This window comes from Duganella qianjiadongensis (assembly GCF_009857915.1).
GTDB lineage: Bacteria > Pseudomonadota > Gammaproteobacteria > Burkholderiales > Burkholderiaceae_D > Rugamonas > Rugamonas qianjiadongensis.
Window position 1 is genome coordinate 1 of sequence record NZ_WWCM01000011.1, and the last position, 22,337, is coordinate 22,337.

Annotated in this window: 21 protein-coding genes; 3 read left to right on the top strand and 18 right to left on the bottom strand. The window is 59.6% G+C overall.

Annotated elements, in window-relative coordinates; all coding sequences use genetic code 11:
- Positions 1-347 precede the first annotated feature (347 nt).
- The 16 genes from GTP27_RS15655 to flhD form a co-directional block, all read right to left on the bottom strand.
- Positions 348-1,547, bottom strand: coding sequence for an EAL and HDOD domain-containing protein (locus GTP27_RS15655; protein ID WP_161040116.1), 1,200 nt, complete (start codon positions 1,545-1,547; stop codon positions 348-350).
- 48 nt (positions 1,548-1,595) lie between these two features.
- Positions 1,596-2,240 carry a protein phosphatase CheZ gene (gene cheZ / locus GTP27_RS15660; protein ID WP_161040117.1) on the bottom strand — a complete coding sequence of 215 codons (645 nt, stop codon included), beginning with the start codon at positions 2,238-2,240 and terminating at the stop codon, positions 1,596-1,598.
- Between the two features lie 2 nt (positions 2,241-2,242).
- Positions 2,243-2,632: a chemotaxis response regulator CheY gene (cheY, locus tag GTP27_RS15665; protein ID WP_008450066.1), complete on the bottom strand. Its 390-nt coding sequence runs from the start codon at positions 2,630-2,632 to the stop codon at positions 2,243-2,245.
- Between the two features lie 123 nt (positions 2,633-2,755).
- Positions 2,756-3,826, bottom strand: a complete 1,071-nt coding sequence (locus GTP27_RS15670; RefSeq protein WP_161040118.1) for a protein-glutamate methylesterase/protein-glutamine glutaminase — start codon at positions 3,824-3,826, stop codon at positions 2,756-2,758.
- 40 nt (positions 3,827-3,866) lie between these two features.
- Entirely contained in the window at positions 3,867-4,463 is a 597-nt protein-coding gene (gene cheD / locus GTP27_RS15675; protein ID WP_161040119.1) for a chemoreceptor glutamine deamidase CheD, read from the bottom strand.
- Between the two features lie 9 nt (positions 4,464-4,472).
- Positions 4,473-5,342: a CheR family methyltransferase gene (locus tag GTP27_RS15680; protein ID WP_161040120.1), complete on the bottom strand. Its 870-nt coding sequence runs from the start codon at positions 5,340-5,342 to the stop codon at positions 4,473-4,475.
- 72 nt (positions 5,343-5,414) lie between these two features.
- On the bottom strand, positions 5,415-7,145 hold the full coding sequence (locus GTP27_RS15685) for a methyl-accepting chemotaxis protein (RefSeq protein WP_161040121.1): 1,731 nt from the start codon (positions 7,143-7,145) through the stop codon (positions 5,415-5,417).
- Positions 7,146-7,275: 130 nt separating this feature from the next.
- Positions 7,276-7,764 (bottom strand): chemotaxis protein CheW, encoded by a 489-nt coding sequence (locus tag GTP27_RS15690; RefSeq protein WP_161040122.1) that lies wholly within the window; start codon positions 7,762-7,764, stop codon positions 7,276-7,278.
- A 20-nt stretch (positions 7,765-7,784) separates the two neighbouring features.
- Positions 7,785-9,998 (bottom strand): chemotaxis protein CheA, encoded by a 2,214-nt coding sequence (gene cheA, locus GTP27_RS15695; protein WP_161040123.1) that lies wholly within the window; start codon positions 9,996-9,998, stop codon positions 7,785-7,787.
- A gap of 45 nt (positions 9,999-10,043) precedes the next feature.
- Positions 10,044-10,409, bottom strand: coding sequence for a response regulator (locus GTP27_RS15700; RefSeq protein ID WP_161034935.1), 366 nt, complete (start codon positions 10,407-10,409; stop codon positions 10,044-10,046).
- Between the two features lie 63 nt (positions 10,410-10,472).
- Positions 10,473-11,021 carry a chemotaxis protein gene (locus GTP27_RS15705; RefSeq protein ID WP_202416843.1) on the bottom strand — a complete coding sequence of 183 codons (549 nt, stop codon included), beginning with the start codon at positions 11,019-11,021 and terminating at the stop codon, positions 10,473-10,475.
- A 22-nt stretch (positions 11,022-11,043) separates the two neighbouring features.
- Positions 11,044-11,982, bottom strand: coding sequence for a flagellar motor protein MotB (motB, locus tag GTP27_RS15710; protein ID WP_161040124.1), 939 nt, complete (start codon positions 11,980-11,982; stop codon positions 11,044-11,046).
- Positions 11,983-12,042: 60 nt separating this feature from the next.
- Positions 12,043-12,903, bottom strand: coding sequence for a flagellar motor stator protein MotA (motA, locus tag GTP27_RS15715; protein ID WP_155435054.1), 861 nt, complete (start codon positions 12,901-12,903; stop codon positions 12,043-12,045).
- 131 nt (positions 12,904-13,034) lie between these two features.
- On the bottom strand, positions 13,035-13,823 hold the full coding sequence (locus GTP27_RS15720; RefSeq protein WP_161040125.1) for a class I SAM-dependent methyltransferase: 789 nt from the start codon (positions 13,821-13,823) through the stop codon (positions 13,035-13,037).
- Positions 13,820-14,365 (bottom strand): flagellar transcriptional regulator FlhC, encoded by a 546-nt coding sequence (flhC, locus tag GTP27_RS15725; RefSeq protein ID WP_161040126.1) that lies wholly within the window; start codon positions 14,363-14,365, stop codon positions 13,820-13,822. Before flhC ends, GTP27_RS15720 begins: the two co-directional genes overlap by 4 nt.
- A 29-nt stretch (positions 14,366-14,394) precedes the next feature.
- Positions 14,395-14,712, bottom strand: coding sequence for a flagellar transcriptional regulator FlhD (gene flhD, locus GTP27_RS15730; RefSeq protein ID WP_155435052.1), 318 nt, complete (start codon positions 14,710-14,712; stop codon positions 14,395-14,397).
- A gap of 610 nt (positions 14,713-15,322) precedes the next feature.
- Between flhD and kynU the strand changes: the two genes are divergently transcribed.
- From kynU to GTP27_RS15745, 3 genes are all read left to right on the top strand, one after another.
- The gene (kynU, locus tag GTP27_RS15735; protein WP_161040127.1) at positions 15,323-16,564 is read left to right on the top strand and encodes a kynureninase; all 1,242 of its coding nucleotides are present in this window, start codon (positions 15,323-15,325) and stop codon (positions 16,562-16,564) included.
- Positions 16,565-16,576: 12 nt separating this feature from the next.
- Complete coding sequence (kynA, locus tag GTP27_RS15740; protein ID WP_161040128.1) at positions 16,577-17,452, top strand: tryptophan 2,3-dioxygenase; 876 nt, start codon at positions 16,577-16,579, stop codon at positions 17,450-17,452.
- 116 nt (positions 17,453-17,568) lie between these two features.
- The gene (locus tag GTP27_RS15745; protein WP_161040129.1) at positions 17,569-18,183 is read left to right on the top strand and encodes a CHRD domain-containing protein; all 615 of its coding nucleotides are present in this window, start codon (positions 17,569-17,571) and stop codon (positions 18,181-18,183) included.
- 42 nt (positions 18,184-18,225) lie between these two features.
- Here the strand turns inward: GTP27_RS15745 and GTP27_RS15750 are convergent, their stop codons facing one another.
- Positions 18,226-20,232: a CocE/NonD family hydrolase gene (locus GTP27_RS15750; protein ID WP_161040130.1), complete on the bottom strand. Its 2,007-nt coding sequence runs from the start codon at positions 20,230-20,232 to the stop codon at positions 18,226-18,228.
- 71 nt (positions 20,233-20,303) lie between these two features.
- Positions 20,304-22,223, bottom strand: a complete 1,920-nt coding sequence (htpG, locus tag GTP27_RS15755) for a molecular chaperone HtpG (protein WP_161040131.1) — start codon at positions 22,221-22,223, stop codon at positions 20,304-20,306.
- Positions 22,224-22,337 lie beyond the last annotated feature (114 nt).

Here is a 22,337-nt window from a genome sequence, read left to right on the forward strand (position 1 = left end):
GTTCATCCGCACTCGTCGTTAAAATTGAAATCACCTCGAATGTTCAGGAGGGAGCTGCTGCGCCGAGCTCAGGAAAGCGGCGTTAATTAAGCGATAGGATGTGTCCGGTCATACGGGGGCAAGATCAAACCGACTTCCGCTTCGGGGCGGAAGCTGCCTGTCATTTGCAAAATATGCCTTTCTGAAATTCACCTACTAACTTCAATTGCAGGTATTAAACCGGAATAAATAGTTTAATTCAGATAGGAATGACTGGTGCAGCAGTGCACAAAGGGCAGAACTAGCTTTGAGCGGAAATGACTGAGTGGCCTTGACCGCGATACGCGTTCGCCACCTTCCAAGCGCTTTTAAGCGGCCACGTTCTGCGCCCACGCCAGCGCGGCCAGATGGGCGGTATTGACTTCGAGCGGCGTCAGCTTGAGCGCGACCGCCAGAGATGACACCAGATCCGAATTGAGTTCGCAAGCTTCGGCCAGCGCCAGATACGGGCCGTATTTGCCGTCGCGGTTGCGCAAGGCCGCTACCACATCGTCCGGTAGCTGAATGGCTGCCAGCACTTCATCCATGCTGATGCCCAGCAGACGGTCCAGCAGCGAGAACATACCCGCCACAAACACCTGCTCGGCCTCGCCCTTGCCCAGCGCCTGCTGCGCCAGCAGTTCGGCCAGCCGCCCCCGCACCACCGCCGTCTCCAGCAGCACAGGCGAATAGCCGGTGGTACTGGCCGTGGCCAGCAGCAACGTCAGCCAGCGATACAGCGGCGCATAGCCGAGCAGCGCCAGCGCCTGCCGCAACGACTGGATTTCCCGCCCCGCGCCGAAGCCGGCAGAATTGATAAAGCGCAGCAGCTTGTAGGACAGCGTGGCATCGCGCTTGAGCACGGCCTCGATCTGGCCCACATCGGCATTCTGGCGCACCATCTGCATCAGCTGCATGATGATGGTCTGGGCCGGGTTCAGGCCCTTCTGGTCATTGCTGGGGCGCGGCGTCAGGTGCAGCTTGCCGACAAAGGCATTCAGGCCCAGCAGCGCACAGGCATCGAAATCGGCCCAGTTGCTGACAGGCCGCGCCACCATCCCCACGGCAGCATGCTTGAGGGCCGCGTAGTTGCGCGCCTGATCGGCCACATCGGCACCGGAGAAACGCACTTCGACATAGCTGGCGATGGTAGGCAAACGGGTGCCGATGCGCAGCAGGTCTGCCTCGCGCAGCAAGATGCCCACGCCGCCGGCGCGCAGCCCCTGCACGGCCGCCATGGTATCGGGGTGCGATAAAGTGGCCGCCTTCAGCGCCAGCACCGTGTGCTGCGGCGGCAGCTGGTGCAGGGCATCGGCCGACAGCATGGACGGCACGGCTTCGAGAAACAGGGATTTATCGCGCAGCAGCCAGTCGCCTTCGGGACTGACCAGCTGGCTGGCGACAAACGCCAGCAGCAGCTCCTGCTCGTCTGGCGTGGCCGCTGCGGCCGACCAGCACAACTCGTAGCCGAGCACGCGCTGGCGCGCATCGAGCAGCGGTTCACGCACTAGGAAAGCGGTCTGATGCATGCTGCAAGGCCCAATGAGAGAGGCCCGCACTGGGCGGGCCGGAACGGGTCAGAAACCTAGGCTGTCGAGCAAGTCATCCACCTGCCCTTGATCGGCCACCACATTTTCGCGCGTCGGGTTGATCTGCGGTCCGTTCATCAGACCGTCGTCGAGCTCCTTTTTCATCTGCTCCGGCGCAAAATCCACCAGCATCTGTACCAGCTGCTGTTCCAGATTCTGCGCGATGGCCGTGACCTTCTTGATCACCTGCCCCGTCAGATCCTGAAAATCCTGCGCCATCATGATTTCCATCAGATGGGCCTTGGTCTGGCTGGTGCCCGCTGCGGCCTGATCCAGCGCCGCTATGGTCTGCTCCGCCAGCGCCCGCCACGCAGCGTTATCTGCCTGCTCGCCGGCCGCCAGCAAACCATGCCACTCGGCCTTCAGGGTGCGGGCGTCGCCGCCTATCTGGTCCTGCAAGGGACTGGCCGCGTCGGTCGCGTTCAACACCTTCTGGGCTGCATCTTCGCTCAGCCGCGCCACGTAATCAAGGCGGTCACGCGCATCCGGAATGTCGGAAGCGGCTTTCTCTATCAGTTTATCGAGGCCCAGGCCGCGCAGACTGTCGTGCAGCGTGCGCGTCATGTGGCCTATACGCGACAGAAACTCCTCATTCGGCACCATTGCTCCGGTGCCGCTGTGCTGCTCCACCATCCTCAAGCTCCGAGTTTTTCGAAGATCTTGTTGAGTTTTTCATCCAGCGTAGCTGCGGTGAACGGCTTCACCACATAGCCATTGGCGCCGGCTTGTGCGGCAGCAATGATGTTTTCCTTCTTGGCTTCCGCAGTCACCATCAGCACTGGCAATTTGGCCAGAGCGGGATCGGCACGGATGTTTTGCAGCATGGTCAGACCATCCATATTTGGCATGTTCCAGTCCGACACGACGAAATCGAACGATTCAGCGCGCAGTTTGGCCAACGCCATCACGCCGTCTTCGGCTTCGTCGACATTGGCATAACCCAGTTCTTTCAACAGATTCCGGACGATGCGGCGCATCGTCGAAAAATCGTCTACAACTAAAAATTTCATCTTTGGATCAGCCATGAATTACTCCGTTGTTTCTCTACGCGGTTGTTAATAGTGTCTGCAATTGCGAGCAAGTTGTAGGATAGCATTTTCGTTGCTTGAAGGCGAACAAAGTCGCACTAAAACGTCACACTTGACATTTTATACGCGCAATGCCCGCATTCCGTGTGCGGCCAGGTGGCCGAGCACCATGCCCGGCAGGGCCGAAAGCGGCCCCACTTCATGGGCGGCGCCTATGGCAATCGCCTCGCGCGGCATGCCGAATACCACGCAGCTGGCCTCATCCTGGGCAAAATTATGCGCCCCCGCCTGCTTCATTTCCAGCATGCCGGCCGCGCCATCCTTGCCCATGCCCGTCAGGATCACCCCGACCGCATTCTTGCCGGCATGCTGGGCCGCCGAACGGAACAGCACGTCCACCGACGGACGGTGACGGTTGACGGGGTCGGCCTGATCGATGCGGGTCATGTAGTTGGCGCCGCTACGGGCCAGATACAGATGCGAATGGCCGGGCGCGATATACGCGTGTCCGGGCAGAATACGCTCGTTGCCGGCCGCTTCCTGCACCGAAATCTTGCACAGCGAGTCGAGCCGCTGGGCAAACGAACGGGTAAAGCCTTCCGGCATGTGCTGGGTAATCAGGATGCCCGGGCAGTCCGATGGCATCTGCATGAGGAATTCGCGGATGGCTTCCGTGCCGCCCGTCGAAGCGCCGATGATGATCAGCTTTTCCGACGACGTCAGCGGATTGCGCAGCTGCGGCAGCTGGCTATGGGCTTCGCCGCCCGCTACCGGCAGGGTACGGGCGCGCACACGGGCCTTGGCGGCCGCACGGATCTTATCAGTAATCAAGTCGGTGTATTCGCGCATCCCGGCCTGGATCGAAATCTTGGGTTTGGTAACAAAATCGACGGCGCCCAGCTCCAGCGCGCGCATGGTGATTTCCGAGCCGCGCTCGGTCAGCGAGGACACCATCACCACCGGCATGGGACGCAGACGCATCAGCTTTTCGAGGAAGTCCAGCCCGTCCATCTTGGGCATTTCCACGTCCAGCGTCAGCACATCGGGATTGGTCTGCTTGATCAGCTCGCGCGCCACCAGCGGGTCCGGTGCCGTCGCCACCACCTGCATGTCGGGCTGACTATTAATGATCTCGCTCATGACGCTACGGATCAGCGCCGAGTCGTCCACGATCAGAACTTTGGTCTTCATTACATACTACTTTCCGGGCAAATGGCCCTTGCTACATGGATCAGAACAGATCAATCTCACCAGCCACCGGCGCCACTTTGAGGCGGCTGGCGTACTCGATTTCGCGTTTAACCAGCGTATCGTTATGAGTCTGCATCAGTTTCTTGACCAATACCTTGCCCGTGCGGGGGAAGTAATACACTTTGCGCGGGTGCACATCGTTGAGATCTTCCGCCACCACACGGATTTTTTCCACTTTCAGAAAATTGAGCACGAAGGCGGCATTGCGTTCGCCCACGTTAATCGCCGTAAATCCCTTCAGCACAGCGCCGCCGCCGAAGCACTTGGCTTCCAGATTCTCGCGCTTGGCGCCGGCCTTGAGCAGATCGTTGATCAGCACCTCCATCGCATACGTGCCATAACGGGCCGAAGCCGATACCGGACTATTCGGTTCGCCGCCATCGGGCAGCATGAAGTGGTTCATCCCGCCCAGCCCCGTCACGCGGTCGCGGATGCAGGCCGACACGCAGGAACCGAGCACGGTGACGATCACCATTTCCTTGTTCGTATAATAATACTCGCCCGGCAGGATTTTGGCGGCCTGACAATTAAAGGTCCGGTCAAAATACACATTGGTGGCAAATTGTTCGAGGTCCATAATTTCCTCTCACAGCCGGGCAGCAGCTTTTTGCGCCGCGCCACGATGCTGATCGTCCAGTTCATACACGGTCTTGCCGCGCAGTTTCAGCGCATCGGACACGTACAGGAAGTTTTCCGAGTGGCCCGCAAACAGCAGCGCATCCGGTTTCATCAGCGGAACAAAGCGCGCCAGGATCTTGCGCTGGGTGGCCTTGTCGAAATAAATCATCACATTGCGGCAGAAAATCACATCGAACTGGCCGCTGATCGGCCAGCCTTCGGCCAGCAGATTGAGCTGCTTGAAGGTGATCAGATTACGTAGTTCGGGCCGCACGCGCGCATAGCCGGCCTTGTCGCCTTTGCCGCGCAGGAAAAAGCGCCGCGCCCGCTCCGGCGCCATCTTGTCCAGACGGTCCATGGTATAGACGCCGTTGGCGGCATGGGCCAGCACATTGGTGTCGATATCGGTGGCGATGATGTGGCAGTTCGGCGTGAGCGTATTGAACGCTTCGCACACCGTCATGGCGATCGAATACGGTTCTTCGCCGGTGGAGCTGGCCGAGCACCAGATATTGATGGTCTCGCGCTTGCCGCGGATATGCTCCGCCAGCAGGGGGAAGTGATGGGCTTCGCGGAAGAACGAGGTCAGATTGGTGGTCAGCGCGTTAGTAAACGCTTCCCACTCGTCGTCGCCCAGTCGCCCTGCTTCCAGATCGTCGAGGTATTTGCCGAACGACTCGATGCCGGTGGCGCGCAGACGCCGCGCCAGCCGGCTGTACACCATTTCCTGCTTGCTGTCGGCCAGCGAAATGCCGGCCCGCTTGTAGATCAGCCCGCGTACACGCTCGAAGTCCTTGGCGTGAAATTCAAATTCTTTACTGCCTTTGGTATGCGGCATATTCTTAAATCCTTAACTCAGTCGCGAAGATGCCGTGCCAGCCGCACGCCGGAAGGCGTGCGGCCTTGCTGCTTAAAACTCTTCCCACTCGTCGCTTGCAGCGGGGGCAGGAGTGCTGAGTTTTTTCGGTGCGGCAGCGCGCGCGGGCGCCGCCGCCGGACGTGGTGCAGCGACGGCGGGAGCTGGGGCCGGAGCAGGTGCCGGCGCAGCAGCCGGACGCGGCAGCACGCGCGCCGCCGGACGGCGCGCATCCTGATCGTACGACAGCTTGAAGATGCTCACAGCCTGCGCCAGCATCTGGGCCTGCTCTTCCATGCTTTCGGCCGCAGCGGCAGCTTCTTCCACCAGCGCAGCATTCTGCTGGGTCATTTCGTCCATCTGGGTGATGGCCTGATTGACTTCTTCGATGCCGTTGCTCTGTTCCTGGGTTGCCGCCGTAATTTCGCCCATGATGTCGGCCACCTGACGGATCGAGGTCACCACCAGATCCATGGTCTGGCCTGCTTCGTCCACCAGCTTGCTGCCCGCATCGACTTTCTCTACCGAGTCGCTGATCAGTTCCTTGATTTCCTTGGCAGCGCCAGCGGAACGCTGGGCCAGATTACGCACTTCCGACGCCACCACGGCGAAGCCGCGGCCCTGTTCGCCGGCACGGGCGGCTTCCACTGCAGCATTGAGCGCCAGAATATTGGTCTGGAAAGCGATGCCGTCGATCACGCCGATAATATCCACGATCTTGCTCGACGATGCCTTGATCGAACCCATGGTGTCGACCACCTGCGAGACCACCATGCCGCCTTTTTCTGCCACCGACGACGCGGTCACGGCCAGCTGGTTAGCCTGACGGGCATTGTCGGCATTTTGTTTCACGGTGCTGGTCAGCTCTTCCATCGAGGACGCGGTTTCTTCCAGCGAGCTGGCCTGCGCTTCGGTACGGGCCGACAGATCGGCATTGCCCGAAGCGATTTCCTGCGACGCCGTCGAAATCAGTTCGGTACCGGTACGCACATCGCCCACCGTTTTGGCCAGACTCTCGTTCATGTCTTTCAGCGCCTGCAGCAGCTCGCTGGTTTCATCATGGCCTTCGACGTGCACGTGCGACGTCAGTTCGCCCGCTGCCACTTTCTGCGCTACGGCTACGGCGCCGGCCAGCGGCACGGTAATCGAACGGGTGGTCACTGCGGCGCACACCACGCCGATGGCCACGGCCACGCCGCCGATGACGAACAGCAGCACCATCAGGCCGCGGTCGGCAGTCACGGAACCAGCCATCACTTCGGCCGCATTGGCCTGCTGCATTTCCACCAGTTTGTTGATCAGACCCAGCGTCTGCTGGTTGAGCGGATCGATACGGCCGGAAATCACCTTGGCCGCGCCTTCGCTGTTAAACGCCAGCACCTGGCCAATGGCTTCCTTGAAGGCCTTGTCCACATCGGCGTCGAGCGCAGCGATTTCGGACAGGGCTTTCTTTTCCGCCTCATTCAGGCCCAGCGCCTTCAGATCGACCACGGCCTTTTCATAGCGGGCACGCTGGTCTTTCACTTTCTGCTCTTCCTTCTGCATCAGGCTGACGTCCGATTGCAGACCGATGTTGCGCATGGCTATGCCGGTTTCCAGCATGGCGCTCTTCATGGTGCCGGCCAGCAGATTTTTACTGGTACTCAGTTCCAGCCCCTTGGTCAGCTTGCTCTTATTGCTGTAGTTCAGATAGTTGGTCATCAGGACCATGGCTACCAGTATCAGCAAAATAGCGCCGAAGCCCAGACGCAGCCGTGCACCTATCTTGAAATCGCGTAAATTCATGTTGTTTCTCCCCTAGCTGTCTATGCTGGCAGGCCGCAGTGCGTACCGGGGTCCTGCCTTAATTATGAAACTCTTGTGGCGCACTCTTCTGGGCGCTTGTATTCCTTGCGAACTGCGTTAGCGGCGCGGTTTAGGCCGCCAGCTGTTCCATTAATCCCATTTCTTCACTGGCCATCAGTTTGTCGATGTTCACCAATATCAGCATACGCTCATCGATGGTGCCCAGTCCAACCATATACTCGCTGCTGAAGGCCGTGCCCATCTCCGGCGCCGGCTTGACCTGCTCGGGCGTCAGCGTGGTCACGTCGGAAACCGAGTCCACCACCATGCCCACTACCCGTCCGCTGATATTGAGGATAATTACCACAGTGAACTGGTCATACACGGGTTCGCCAAGTTGAAACTTGATCCGCATGTCAACCACGGGAATGATGATGCCGCGCAGATTGATCACGCCCTTGATGAATTCCGGCGCGTTGGCTATCCGCGTCACCGTTTCGTAGCCGCGGATTTCCTGCACTTTCAGAATATCGATGCCGTATTCTTCCTTGCCCAGCGTGAAGGCCAGATATTCGTGTCCGGCGATTTCCTCGGCTGCATTGCTCAGTATGTCTGCCATATCGAAGTCCTTGACGAGAGTTAGCTAAAAATCTGTTCGTCAGCCAGTTGCCGCGACGAGCGGATCAGGGCTGCCACATCGAGAATCAGGGCCACACCGCCATCACCGAGGATGGTGGCACCGGAAATACCTGCTACCTTGCGATAATTCGACTCCAGATTCTTCACCACGACCTGCTGCTGACCCACCAGTTCATCGATGAACAGGCAGGCTTTGCGGCCTTCCGTTTCGATGATCACCACGATGCCCTGGCAGGGATCGGTAAAGCGCGGCGTGATGTCGAACATCTGGTACAGCGGCACCAGCGGCAGGTATTCGCCACGCACTTTGATGACGCGGCCCTTGCCGCTGATTTCCTTGACATCGTCCGGCACCGGCTGCAGCGATTCCACCACAAAGCCCAGCGGCAGAATGTAGACTTCCTCGCCCACGCGGATCGACATGCCGTCCAGAATCGCCAGCGTCAGCGGCAGCGAAATCGAGATGGTAGTGCCGAAACCGCGCGCCGAACGGATATCCACTACCCCGCCCATGGCGCTGATATTGCGCTTGACCACGTCCATGCCCACGCCTCGGCCCGACACGTCGGTGACCTGTTCCGCAGTAGAGAAACCCGGTGCAAAGATCAGCTGCCAGACGTCGGCGTCGCTCATGTTTTCGCTCAGCGGCACACCATTCTGCTCGGCCTTGGCCAGGATCTTTTCACGATTCAGGCCGCCGCCATCATCGGACACTTCGATGATGATGTTGCCACCCTGATGGGCTGCCGACAGGAACAGCCGCCCCGCATCGCTCTTGCCGGCGGCGCGCCGCACGGCCGGCATTTCGATGCCGTGGTCGATGGAATTACGCACCAGATGGGTGAGCGGATCGACGATGCGCTCGATCAGGCCCTTGTCGAGCTCCGTGGCCGCGCCATTGGTGATGAAATCGACTTTCTTGCCCAGTTTGGCCGCCAGATCGCGCACCATGCGCGGGAAGCGCGAGAACACGAAGTCCATCGGCATCATGCGGATCGACATCACGGCTTCCTGCAGATCGCGGGTATTGCGCGTCAGCTGGCTGACCCCGTTGAGCAGGCGCTCATGCTTCATCGGATCGAGGATGCCGACCCGCTGCTCTATCATGGCCTGGGTAATCACCAGCTCGCCCACCAGATTGATCAGCTGGTCGACTTTTTCGATCGACACCCGGATCGAGGACGATTCGGCGCCCGCGCCATGCGGCACAGGGTGCGCTTTTTCCTCTTTCTTGGCAGCCGCTTTCTTTTCCTCTTCGGCGATCTGCTGCGGCGTCGGGCCGCTATCGACGATGCCGGCATTGGCACGGATCTGCTCTACCGGCTGGAAGAAACCGTAGCCGCGCGCATCTTCGCTGCTCGCTTCCGCATTGGCGCGGATTTCGTCGAGCGGCTGGAAGAAGCCATAGCCTTCGCCATCCTTGGCCGCAGCGCCACCCTGCGGCTGCAGTTCGGTGTTATCGAAGAAGCCGTAACCGAGCGCATTCTCCACCTTGGCGCGTTCGTCGCCTTCCAGTCTGGCCTGCGCGTCGTCGAGCGGCGGCAGCTCGGTCACCTTCATGTCGTCCGGATTGAGCACGAAGGAACAGATCGCGATCAGATCATCCAGACTCTCATGGGTGGTGACCAGCATGGCATTGCGGTCTTTATCGAGCGGCGTGATCGACACATGGCCCATCAGACCCAGTTCCGCACCCAGCGCCTGCACTTCGCGGTGCGCCATGGCTGGCAGCTCCAGCCGGAAGCGCTTGCCGCCGCTGTGATCGACCGCGTGCGCTTCGTTCGAATGGAACGACGGCGCTATCGGCGCCATGGCAGTCACCGGCACGTCCTGCGCCAGCGATTGCAGCATCATGCGCACATTGCCGACGGCATCCTGATCCACATTGCTGCCATGGCGGTGGCCATCGAGCTGCATTTTCAGAATATCCTTGGCGGCCAGGAAGGCATCCACATGCTCGGCCGTCAGCCGCATTTCACCCTTGCGCACGCGATCGAGCAGGGTTTCCAGAATATGGGTCACTTCGGTCATGTCGGTGATGCCGAAAGTCGACGCCCCGCCCTTGACGGAGTGGGCGGTCCGGAACACGGCATTCAGGTCTTCCGCGTCCGGATGCTCGACATCGACGGCAAGCAACAGCCGTTCCATTTCAGCCAGCAATTCTTCGGCTTCATCGAAGAAGACCTGAAAGAACTGGCTAATATCGATGGTCATGGTGATACTCCCTTGTTTACACTCAGCATGTTTGCCTGCGCGGGATCAGCCTATGACCTTCTTCACTACCTCGATCAGCCGTTGCGGGTCGAACGGCTTGACCAGCCAGCCGTTGGCGCCGGCCGCACGGCCTTTGGATTTCATTTCATCCGACGATTCCGTGGTCAGCATCAGAATCGGGGTTTTCTGGTAAGCGGGCAGCTCGCGCAGCAGCTTGATCAGCTGCAGGCCATCCATGCGCGGCATGTTCTGGTCGGTCAGCACCAGATCGACGGTTTGCTGTTTGGCCTTGTCCAGTCCATCCTGGCCGTCCACTGCTTCCACTACCTGATAGCCAGCCGCTTTCAGGCTGAAGGCCACCATCTGGCGCAGGGAACTGGAATCATCAACTGCAAGTATCGTCTTGGCCATTTCTTTTCTCACTCATTAAGGTTCGGACCCGTAGTCCGGTTGATTCATATTCTGGGGCGGCACTCAGAACAGTTCGATGTCGCCGCTCTCCAGATGTTGCTGACTGACCGCCTTGCGCAGCACGCTGCGCAGCTCCAGGCTCTGGACTGCCAGCGCCATGCTGACTTTGCCGAGCAGGTCGACGATCTCTTCGTTATCGCTATCGGGCAGCATTTCGGCACCGTGCGCACTCATGGTACTCAGGAATTCGCGCAAGCCCGTAACACGTTTGAGGGTACGGTCTAGCAGCTGGCTAGTCATGTCCTGGAACTGCAGACTGGTAATGGCGGCATTCACATAGCCGCCTACCTGTCCCTGCAACGCGGCCAGCTGGGTGCGTTGCTCTTCACTGATTTCGCCGCCGGCCAGCAACTGGGTGATGGTGGCCTGTTCCGCCTCGACAGCTTTATGGATGGCCATAAAGTTGAAGGACAATTTTTCGATGGCTTCTTCCAGCAGCAGGCCGGTCTGGATCAGATCCGTCTCCACTTCCGTCAAATGCTGGCGCCCATGGTCCGCGACGCCCGACATGAGGCGTTTGACATGCGATCCCAGTATCTTTTTTCTCGTCATAACTGTCTCGTTGATGGGGCACTTATTTGCGCACCGGGGGAACTCCACGCGCCGGTGGCGCTGCCGCTTCTTCCTCCGCCCCGACTTCGATCTGGCGTACGCCATCACGCAGCACGCTTTCTTCGGTACGCTTGTTCATCACCAGTATGCTGATGCGACGGTTGACGGGATTGAAGGGATCCGCCCTGTCGAGATTGTTGGCCGACGCCAGTCCCACTACCCGCAATACCTTGGACTCGGCCATGCCACCGGCGATCAGCTCGCGACGCGAGGCATTCGCCCGGTCAGAGGAGAGTTCCCAGTTACTATAACCGTTGTCACTAAGAAACGGGGTCGAATCCGTATGGCCGGACAGGCCAATCTTGTTCGGTACATCATTGAGTACGAAGCCAATCTCGTGCAGGATCTCGCGCGTGTAGGGCTGCAGCTCGGCCTTGGCCGAAGCAAACATGGGCCGGTTCTGCTCGTCCACTATCTGGATCCGCAAGCCTTCGCTGGTAATATCGAGCAGCAGCTGATCCTTGTACTTTTTCAGCAGAGGATTGGCTTCGATCTTGTTCTCGATCTTTTCCTTGAGCGACTGCAGACGCGTGCTTTCTTCCGCTTCCAGCGCTGCCTTGGCCTGCTGCAGACTCACCTTCTTGGTGGCATCCTGATCATTGCTGGCCTTGACCTGGCCATCCTGCCGGGTAATGTCCTTGCCGCCGCCCTTGATGACGGAAGAACTGTCGCCGGCGGCACTGCCGCCCGACATGGCCACTTTCAGCGGCTGCTTGAAATACTCGGAAATCCCGGCCAGATCGCCCTTGGCGGTCGAGCCAAGCAGCCACATCAGCAGGAAGAAGGCCATCATCGCCGTCACGAAGTCGGCATAGGCAATCTTCCACGCGCCGCCATGATGGCCGCCGGCGTGCTTCTTGATACGCTTGATAACGATGGGCCGTAAGCCTTCTTCAGCCATGACAGCTCCTCATCCCAGATGCACCCACAATGCCAGTTCCAGCCATGCTCAAGCCGCCGCTCACTTGGATTTCGATTTCTTGATGTGATCCTCCAGCTCGGCGAAGGTCGGACGTTCCGTCGAGTACAGCACTTTACGGCCGAACTCCACCGCCAGCGCAGGCGCATAGCCATTCAGACTGGCCAGCAAAGTAACTTTTACGCACTGGAACATCTTGCTCGATTCGTCCAGCTTCTGCTCCAGCAGACCGGACAGCGGGCCGACGAAACCGTAAGCCAGCAGAATACCAAGGAAGGTACCCACCAGCGCGTGGGCAATCAGAATGCCCAGCTCGGCCGGCGGCATACCCACCGATTCCATGGTGTGCACCACCCCCATCACCGCCGCCACGATACCGAAAGCCGGCATACCGTCGCCCAGTTTGGCAATCGCGTGAGCCGGCACGGCACCTTCATGGTGGTGGGTTTCCAGTTCCATATCCATCAGATTCTCGATCTGCATGGCATCCATATTGCCCGACACCATGAGGCGCAGGTAGTCCGTCATGAATTCGACGATGTGGTGGTCCGCCAGCACGCTAGGGTATTTGCTGAACACAGGGCTCTGCTCGGGGTTTTCGATATCGCCCTCGATCGACATCAGACCTTCCTTGCGGACTTTGGACAGGACGTCGAACAGCAGCGACATCAGTTCCATATACAGGTCTTTGGTGTAAGGCGAGCCCTTCAGCACGGTCGGCAGCGCGGCCACCGTGGCTTTCAGCGCCTTCGGCGTGTTACCGACCATGAATGCACCGACGGCGCCGCCGCCGATCATGACCAGTTCCAGCGGCTGGAACAGCGCAGCAAGGTGACCGCCGGACATGGCATAGCCACCGAACACGCCCACGCATACCACTACATAACCAATTATGACTAACAAGTGTCCTGCTCCCTAGAGTGAAACCGGTGGTCCCGACAGCAATGTGGCGGCCGGTTTCAGAAAAATTTACATATAGAACTACAATAACGCGACTCTAGGGGCATGGGCAAGCGAATAACGCTAAATGATGCTTAAAAGTACCATATGTAAAGAGGCTTGCCGCTCTCTGTGGCATGGATGGTCTGATCGGGCGGCTGGCCCTCGATGGCAAACTCGTAGCTCAGCAGCATGCTCCCCGGCTGCAGCTCGGCCGAGGATTTACGCCACAGAGCCGTCATAGCGGCGGGCGAAAGATAGGCAAACACCAGCTGGAACTGCGCAAAATCAAGTTTCTCGTAATCACCTAATATAAACTGCGCGCGACTGCCAGCGAGCATGGCGCGCAGGCGGCTGTACAGCCATGGCAGCGGCGCCAGTTCTATTCCCATACAGGTGGCTTGCGGACACTGGCGGGCCAGATACAGCACCAGCCCGCCGAGTCCGCTGCCGATGTCTATCATGCGCAGCGGCTTGCCGGCAGGCAAAACTTGACGTACAGCATCCCAGATTTCAGGCGTGGAAGGATAGTAAGGCACTTGCGTGCGGAAGGTAGACCAGTACCAGCCCAGCGAGAGCAGAAACGCCAGCAAGAACAGCCATGGCGGCAACTGCAGCGCCAGCGCCAGCATCAGTGCGGCGGGAAACAGCAGCTGTATCCAGCGCCACCAGCGCGCCAGCCCCGCACGCCAGGTCAGCAGAGCAGCCCAGCCGCCCTGCAGCAGGACGGCACTGTATTCATTCAGGGGACCATGCAGGCGCGCTAATAAATAGACGGTCAGCAGCGTCAGCGGCATGCTGACGCACTGGATAAACAAAGCGCGTATGGCGGGAGCCCGCCCTACGCGCTGCAGATAGGAAGTTGGGGGTGTGGCGGCTGTCACGCGGCCAGCTGGTCGGCGTCGCGGGCTTTCTTGGTCTTGCCGGCGCGCGAAGGCATGTGGCACAGGCCGCAGACGTAGCTGCCGTGCAGGTCCATGCTATTGACCACGAATTTGCCCTGGCATTTGCCGCAGGGAGCCAGTTCCAGCATTTTGCTACTGAAGAAACGTACCAGCGTCCAGGCGCGCGTCAGCGACAGCAGCGGCTCTTCGCCCGGTTCCGGCGGCATCTGTTCCAGATACAGTTTATAGGCTTTCATCACGGCTTCGATGCCGCTGGCGCCTGCATGTTCGGTCAGGAACTTGTGAATGTTCATGAACAGCGAGGAATGGATATTCGGCTGCCAGGTCAGGAACCAGTCCGTCGAGAAAGGCAGCATGCCTTTCGGTGGCGATACGCCACGCAGTTCTTTATACAGCTTGAGCAGGCGTTCGCGCGACAGCGACACTTCCGACTCCAGCAATTGCAGACGCGCTCCCAGTTGGATCAGTTCGATGGCCAGCTGGATTTCCTGGGCTTCCGATACGACGCTTTTCTTGCTCATGATCTGGGCTCCGCTGCAAAAGTCTGTAATTACGCGATTTCTTCAACTGGCTGACCGGCCATCAGGATGGCGGCGTGCGACTGGGCCAGTACGCGGTCTTTATTGTAATTGGTCAGCATCGACAGAATCGCGCTGTCATCGAAGCGGAAGCGGGCCAGCATCATATTGCCGCCTGCCAGTTTCAGAATCTGCGCATTGCTCATGCCTTCGATCAGATCGGCGATCTCGGCAGCGATACCCAGGCGGAAGATCGCGGTGACTTTATCAGCGCGGATCATTTGCTGGGCCAGCATCAGGTAGCTCAGGTTAGCGTCGCGAATTTCAGCCATCATATCGTTAGCGGTCATTTCCTTCTCCTCGTCCGTTATCTGCACTGCGGAAACACATTTGCGTTTCCAGTGAGATACATTCTGCGGGAGCAACAAAAAACGGAGTAGTAGACAAACTCCGTATTTTTTTCCAGGAAATGACGAACGCGACAAGTCGGTGTTTGTCTGACAAACACTCGCCGATCACTCATCTACGCCCTTGCGGCGTAGGAAAATTGCGGTTTTCGATCTTCAAAAAAAGTCCTGCTCTGAAATAAAAACAACGTTTCTAGCGACTCTTTTTTGCTACATCTAAACTCTTTACGGCAGCCTTTTTAGGAACTTTAGGGTTGTCGCGAAAAATTTTTCACTTTTTTTCGCATATTTTTCTACCCGCCCTAACCGCCTGATGACGCTCTTCTGCTCATCATGAAAAGAGTAACGGCAGGGTTTTGGGGAACTTTAGGGTTTTTTTGAAAAAAATCGAAAAATTTTTAAAAAAGTTTGCAAAGCAAGGAAACATGCGGGTTACAGCCCTGTTTCAGGGTATGCGGAGGGCGCAGAAAAGCACTTTTAACCTGTTACACTGGCATCCTTGGCAATTTATTGAAGCCTAAAGTATCGATCCACCTTGCAAGAAAGTTACAAAATGACAACTCGCAATGCTTGCCTCGAACGCGACGCGCACGATCCGCTCGCGCCCTTACGGGCCCAGTTCGATCTGCCGGAAGGCGTAATCTATCTTGATGGCAATTCTCTCGGCGCCCGTCCCCGTGCAGCCCTGCCCCGCGCCCAGCAGGTGATCGCTCAGGAATGGGGGCATGAGCTGATCCGCAGCTGGAATACGGCGGGCTGGTTCGACCTGCCTAAACGGCTGGGCAACCGTATTGCTCCGCTGATAGGTGGGCGCTACGGCGAAGTGGTGGTGACGGACACCACCTCCGTCAATCTGTTCAAGGCACTGGCCGCCGCCCTGCAGATGCAGGCCGGCCAGCCGGAGCGCCGCGTAATCGTCACGGAGCGCTCCAACTTCCCCACCGATATCTATATGGCCGAAGGGCTGAGCCGCTGGCTGGAGCGCGGCTACCGTCTGCACCTGATCGACGATGTGGCCGAACTGGCCAGTGCCATCAATCAGGAAAGCGCCGTGGTAATGCTGACCCATGTCAATTACCGTACGGGCTACCAGCACGATATGCGTGCCGCCAGCGCCTTCGCCCATGCCGCCGGCGCCCTGATCATCTGGGATCTGGCCCACTCGGCGGGTGCCGTGCCGGTCGATCTGCATGCCGATGGCGCCGATCTGGCCGTGGGCTGCACTTATAAATATCTGAACGGCGGCCCCGGCGCACCAGCCTTCATCTGGGTGCCCGAGCGCCATCAGGCGCAATTCCGCCAGCCGCTGTCCGGCTGGTGGGGCCATGCGGCGCCGTTCGCCATGGCGCCCGCCTTTGCCCCGGCCGATGGCATCGCCCGTGCCCTGTGCGGCACCCAGCCCATCGTCTCGCTGGCACTGGTGGAATGCGGCCTCGATATCTACGACCAGACCAGCATGGCTGCCCTGCGCGCCAAATCGCTGGCCCTGACCGACCTGTTCATCGCCCTGGTGGAGCAGCGCTGCGCCGCCCATCCGCTGGGACTGGTAACGCCACGCGAACATGCGCGCCGCGGTAGCCAGGTCAGCTTCACCCACCCGCACGGCTATGCCGTGATGGCGGCCCTGATCGCTCGTGGCGTCATCGGCGACTACCGCGAACCGGCCATCATGCGCTTCGGCTTTACGCCGCTGTACACCAGCTTTACCGATGTCTGGGATGCGGTCGACATCCTGTGCGACATTCTGGACCAGCAAGCCTACGATATCCATGCCCGGCGCGATGCCGTCACCTGAAGCGAGCACAACATGACCGATAACAAAGCAGCAGCCAGCGGCTGCCCCATGCATGCAGCGGCAGGTGATGCCCAGTGGCACGGCGCCCAGATGGATTTCAGCAAGGATATGAGCTACGGCGATTATCTGGGCCTGAACCAGATCCTCACGGCCCAGCACCCGCTCTCGCCCAACCATAACGAAATGCTGTTCATCGTGCAGCACCAGACCAGCGAACTGTGGATGAAGCTGATGCTGCACGAAATGCACGCCGTGCGCACCCATCTGCAGGCCGACGATCTGCCGCCAGCGTTCAAGATGCTGGCCCGGGTGGCCCGCATCATGGACCAGCTGGTACACGCCTGGGATGTACTGGCCACCATGACGCCGCCCGAATATACCGCCATCCGCCCGTATCTGGGCGCCTCGTCCGGCTTCCAGTCCTACCAGTACCGCGAGATCGAGTTCATCCTCGGTAACAAGAATCCGGCCCTGCTCAGCGTCCACGCCAGCCACAGCGACACCTACCGCCTGCTGGAACAGGCGCTGCATGCGCCGTCCGTGTACGACGAAGCCATCAAACTGCTGGCCCGCAACGGCCTGACCATCGCGCCCGAGCGCCTGAACGGCGACTGGACCCAGCCTACCCGCGCAGACGAATCGGTCAAGCAGGCATGGCTGACCGTGTATGGCGATACCCAGCGCTACTGGGCCCTGTACGAACTGGCCGAAAAGCTGGTCGACCTGGAAACCGCGTTCCGCTTCTGGCGCTTCCGCCACCTCAATACGGTAGAACGCATCATCGGCTTCAAGACGGGTACGGGCGGCACGGCAGGCGCCAGCTATCTGCGCAAGATGCTCGATGTCGTGCTGTTCCCCGAGCTGTTCGCCCTGCGCACGGAGCTCTGACACTTCATCGGAGGGCTGGCGGGAACTCGCCCGCTGCGCCCTACTCTAAGCTAGACCTTTAACCCGTCGCGCGAGGAGGAAACCAGATGAAGCCTATAAAGCTTATAAAGCCTAACATGCATTGCCGCAGCATCAGGCTGGCCGCAGCCGCCAGCCTGCTGCTCGGACTGGCCGCCGCCATGCCGGCCGCGCATGCCGCCGTCACCACCTATACGGCCATACTCAGCGGCGCGCAGGAAGCCCCGCCAAATACGTCCACAGCCATGGGCGCCACCGTGCTGCGCTTCGATGCGGCCAGCCACATGCTGGAAGTTGATGTCGCCTTCGGCAGCCTGCTAGGCACCAGCACGGCGGCCCATATCCACTGCTGCACCGACACGGCAGGCGCAGGCACGGCGCCCGTCATGACGGAGCTGCCTTCGTTCACCGGCTTCCCGCTAGGCGTGCATGCGGGCGCCTATAGCCACGTGTTCGACACTACGCTCAGTAGCACATGGAATCCGGCCTTTATTGCCAGCCATGGCGGCACCATAGCCGGTGCGGAATCCGCCTTTGCCATGGGACTGGGCAGCGGTACGGCCTATTTAAACATCCACAGCACGGCCTATCCGGGCGGAGAAATCCGCGGCTTCCTGCAGGCGCCTGCCGTGCCGGAACCGGCTAACATCGCCATGCTGGGGCTGGGCGTGCCAGCCGTGCTGCTGGCTGCACGCCGGCGCCGTCGCGCTTAGAGCGTATGGGCGCGCCCGCTAGCAGCACGGCGCGCCGCCTGCCTAGCGCTTGCTGCTCACGAGCGGCAGTTCGATATAGCTGTCGTGGTAGATGCGCTGGGTAGCTTTACGATAATCCGCCGGCTGGGCAAAGAAGATATTCGGCACAAAGGTTTGCGGATTCCGGTCATACAGGGGGAACCAGCTGGACTGGATCTGCACCATGATGCGGTGGCCCGGCAGGAATACGTGATTAGCGGCAGGCAATGCAAAGCGGAAGGCTAGCGGCGTATCGGGCGCCAGCGCTTTAGGCTGGGACAGCGACTCGCGGTAGCGGCCACGGAATATGTCGGCCGACACCATCAGCTGATAGCCGCCCATGTCCGGCTGCGCCGCCACCTGATCGGGATACACATCGATCAGCTTGACCACCCAGTCGGCATCCGTGCCGCAGGTGGCTGCCAGCAGGTTGGCTATGGGCTCGCCGCTAATCTTGACGGGCGCCGTCAGCACCTCGCTGGTGTAGCTCAGCACATCGGGGCGGCCGGAAGCTTCGCGCTGGTCGTCCACCAGCCAGCGCGGCCATGTCTGCCCTTTCGCTTCATCGTAGCCCACTGCCATGATGGGGCGGGCGCGGTAAGGCACAGGCTTGGCCGGGTCGGATACATATTCATCGTAAGCCGTGGCCACAGCGGGTGCGGCCGGCGTGGTAGCCGCAGGAACACGGCCCAGCGTCAGCTTGCTGCCCGCAGCCAGCATCAAAGCCGTCGGCGTCGTGCTGCAGCCGCTGTTGCAGCCACTAGGCCAGCGGTTCAGCGCACGCCACTTGTTGCTGCCCGTCTCGAAAGCCGAGACAGGGGCGATATTCAGCGCCGGCGCATCATCTTTCAGATAATGATCGAGGAAGGGACGCAGTATCTCCTGCCTGAAATGCAGCGCCGTATCGCTGCCAAAGCGCAGCGCACCGAGCTTGCTGCCCTCATCGATGGCACCGCCATGGTTCCACGGCCCCATCACCAGATACACCTGATTCTCGCGGTCCAGCGGCTTGATGGCCTTGTACACGGCCAGCGCGCCATAAATATCCTCGGCGTCCCACCAGCTATGCACCAGCATGGTCGGCACCTTAACGGGCTGGCGCGCCAGCACCTGATCCATCGCCTGCTCGCTCCAGAAATGGTCGTACGCAGGGTGGCTACTGAGTTTGCGCCAGAAGCCCACCTGCTCCAGCCCGCGCTGACTGGCCAGTGCGCCGGCCGAACCGGCGCGCAGGAAAGTGTCGTAGTCGTCGTAATGACTGCTATACCACTTGGCTTCGCCGCGGCGCGTAGCCACCTGTTCGAGGATGTAGGCCAGATTCACCTGACGGAATGCGCCGTTATGGAACCAGTCATCGCCACGCCAGCCATCGACCATGGGGTTCATTGGCACGGCAGCCTTGAGCGCCGGATGCGGTTTGACCAGCGCCATCAGCGGCAGATAGCCATCGTAGGAAATACCGATGATGCCGACCTTGCCATTACTTTCGGGGAGGTTATGGGTCAGCCATTCGATGGTGTCCCAGGTGTCGGTGGAATGGTCGACCGGCGTAGGATTGAAGCTGGAACCTGCCAGCGGCCGGTTCATCACATAATCGCCTTCCGAACCGTGCTTGCCGCGCACATCCTGCATCACGCGGATATAGCCGCCCTGCACCACCACATCGGCGGCATTGTCATAGCCCTGCAGGATGTTTTCCAGCTGCGAGCTTTCCGCATGGGCCGTCAGTTCGGCCGCGTTATACGGCGTGCGGGTCAGCAGGATAGGCGCATGACTGGCGCCGCGCGGCACGATAATCACAGTATTGAGCTTGACGCCATCGCGCATCGGTATCATCACGCTGCGTTTGACGTAGTCGAAACCGTCTACCGGGGCATGGAATTCATCCGGTGTTTCGCTCGGTAGTGCGGGATAAAGTGGTGCAGCCGGTGCGGTTGCGCTGCTGCTCGCGGCAGGCGCTGCAAGCTGCGCCTGTGCCACAGGCGCAAGCAGCAACATGGCGCTGGCCAGCGCCACGGTGTATCGAGACATGTTTCCCCCGGAGATATGCTTGCGGAGCCGCAAACATAGCACACTCCGGCGGGAAAATTATGAAAATGCTCTTACTTGGCAGCGCCGTTCAGCAGCATCTCGTTCAGGCGCTTGACGAAGGTGGCCGGATCGCTGAGCGAACCGCCTTCGGCCAGCAGGGCCTGATCGAACAGGATGTTGGCCCAGTCGTTGAAGGCCGTACCGGCATCCTGATACTTCAGACGCGTCACCAGCGGGTGGTTAGGATTAATTTCCAGAATAGGCTTGGACTCCGGCGCATTCTGGCCCGCTGCTTTCAGCATGCGCAGCAGGTTGCCCGACAGTTCATGTTCGTCCGCCACCAGACAGGCCGGCGAATCGGTCAGACGGAAGGTCACGCGCACGTCCTTGGCCTTGTCGCTCAGGGCCTCTTTCATCTTGCCCACCAGCTCCTTGTACGAGCTTTCCGTTTCCTCGTGTTCCTTCTTCTCCGCTTCGTCTTCCAGCGCGCCCAGATCGAGGCCGCCTTTGGCCACCGATACCAGCTCCTTGCCTTCGAACTCGGTCAGGAAGGACAGCATCCATTCGTCCACGCGGTCGGTCAGCAGCAGCACTTCCACGCCTTTCTTGCGGAAGATTTCCAGATGCGGGCTGTTTTTCGCTGCCACGTAGTTATCCGCCGTGACGTAGTAGATCTTGTCCTGGCCTTCCTTGGCGCGGGCAATGTACTGCTCGAACGAGACATTCTGTTCGTCGCTGTCGTTGGCGGTGGAAGCGAAGCGCAGCAGCTTGGCCAGACGGTCCTTGTTGGTGGCGTCCTCGCCTATGCCCTCTTTCAGCACCTGCCCGAACTCCTTCCAGAAGGTGGCGTACTTGTCCTTCTTCTCCTGTTCGTCGGCATTGGCCAGTTCTTCCAGCATGCCGATCACGCGTTTGGTCGAGCCATCGCGGATCACTTTTACGTCGCGCGATTCCTGCAGAATTTCACGCGAGACGTTCAGCGGCAGGTCGGCCGAATCGATCACGCCTTTCACCATGCGCAGATAGGTCGGCATCAGCTGTTCGGCATCGTCCATGATGAATACGCGCTTGACGTACAGTTTGATGCCGCCGCGCTTGTTGCGGTCCCACAGGTCGAACGGGGCTTTGGCCGGAATGTACAGCAGCTGGGTGTATTCGCTGCGGCCTTCCACCCGGTTGTGGGTGTGGGTCAGCGGTGCCTGGAAGTCGTGCGAAACGTGTTTGTAGAATTCGTCGTACTGTTCCGGCGTGATATCGGACTTGTTGCGGGCCCACAGGGCGCTAGCCTGATTGACGGTTTCCAGTTCGTCCTTGAGAACCGTTTCCTTCTTCTCTTCGTCCCACTCTTCTTTCTGCATCACGATAGGCAGCGAGATATGGTCGGAGTATTTACGGATGATGGATTTGATCTTCCACGACGACAGCAGCTCGTCCTCGCCTTCGCGCAGGTGCAGGATGATGTCGGTGCCGCGGCCGCTCTTCTCGATCTGTTCCACCGAGTAGTCGCCCTGGCCTTCCGATTCCCAGCGCACGCCTTCGCTGGCAGCGGCGCCGGCACGGCGGGTTTCCACCGTGATCTTGTCGGCCACGATGAAGCCCGAGTAGAAGCCCACGCCGAACTGGCCGATCAGGGCGGCGTCCTGCTGCTGGTCGCCCGACAGCTTGCCGAAGAATTCCTTGGTGCCCGATTTGGCGATGGTGCCCAGATGGGAGATCGCTTCGTCACGGCTCATGCCGATGCCGTTATCGGAAATGGTGATGGTGCGTGCCGCTTTGTCAAAAGCGACCTTGATTTTCAGTTCGTGGTCATTGCCGTACAGCGCATCGTTGTTGATCGCTTCGAAGCGCAGCTTGTCCGATGCGTCGGAAGCGTTGGAAATCAGCTCGCGCAGGAAAATCTCTTTGTTCGAGTACAGCGAGTGGATCATCAGCTGCAGCAGCTGCTTTACTTCTGCCTGAAAACCTAGGGTCTGCTTTTCGGTATCTGCCATTTTGGTAAGCCTCAAATAGTCTTGTGAATAGTCTTATGCTTGGGTGTATCTCATCGTGGCGGCAGGTCGCCCCCGGCCGCCCGCATTGCGTTTAATGCAAATGTTGCCCCTAAT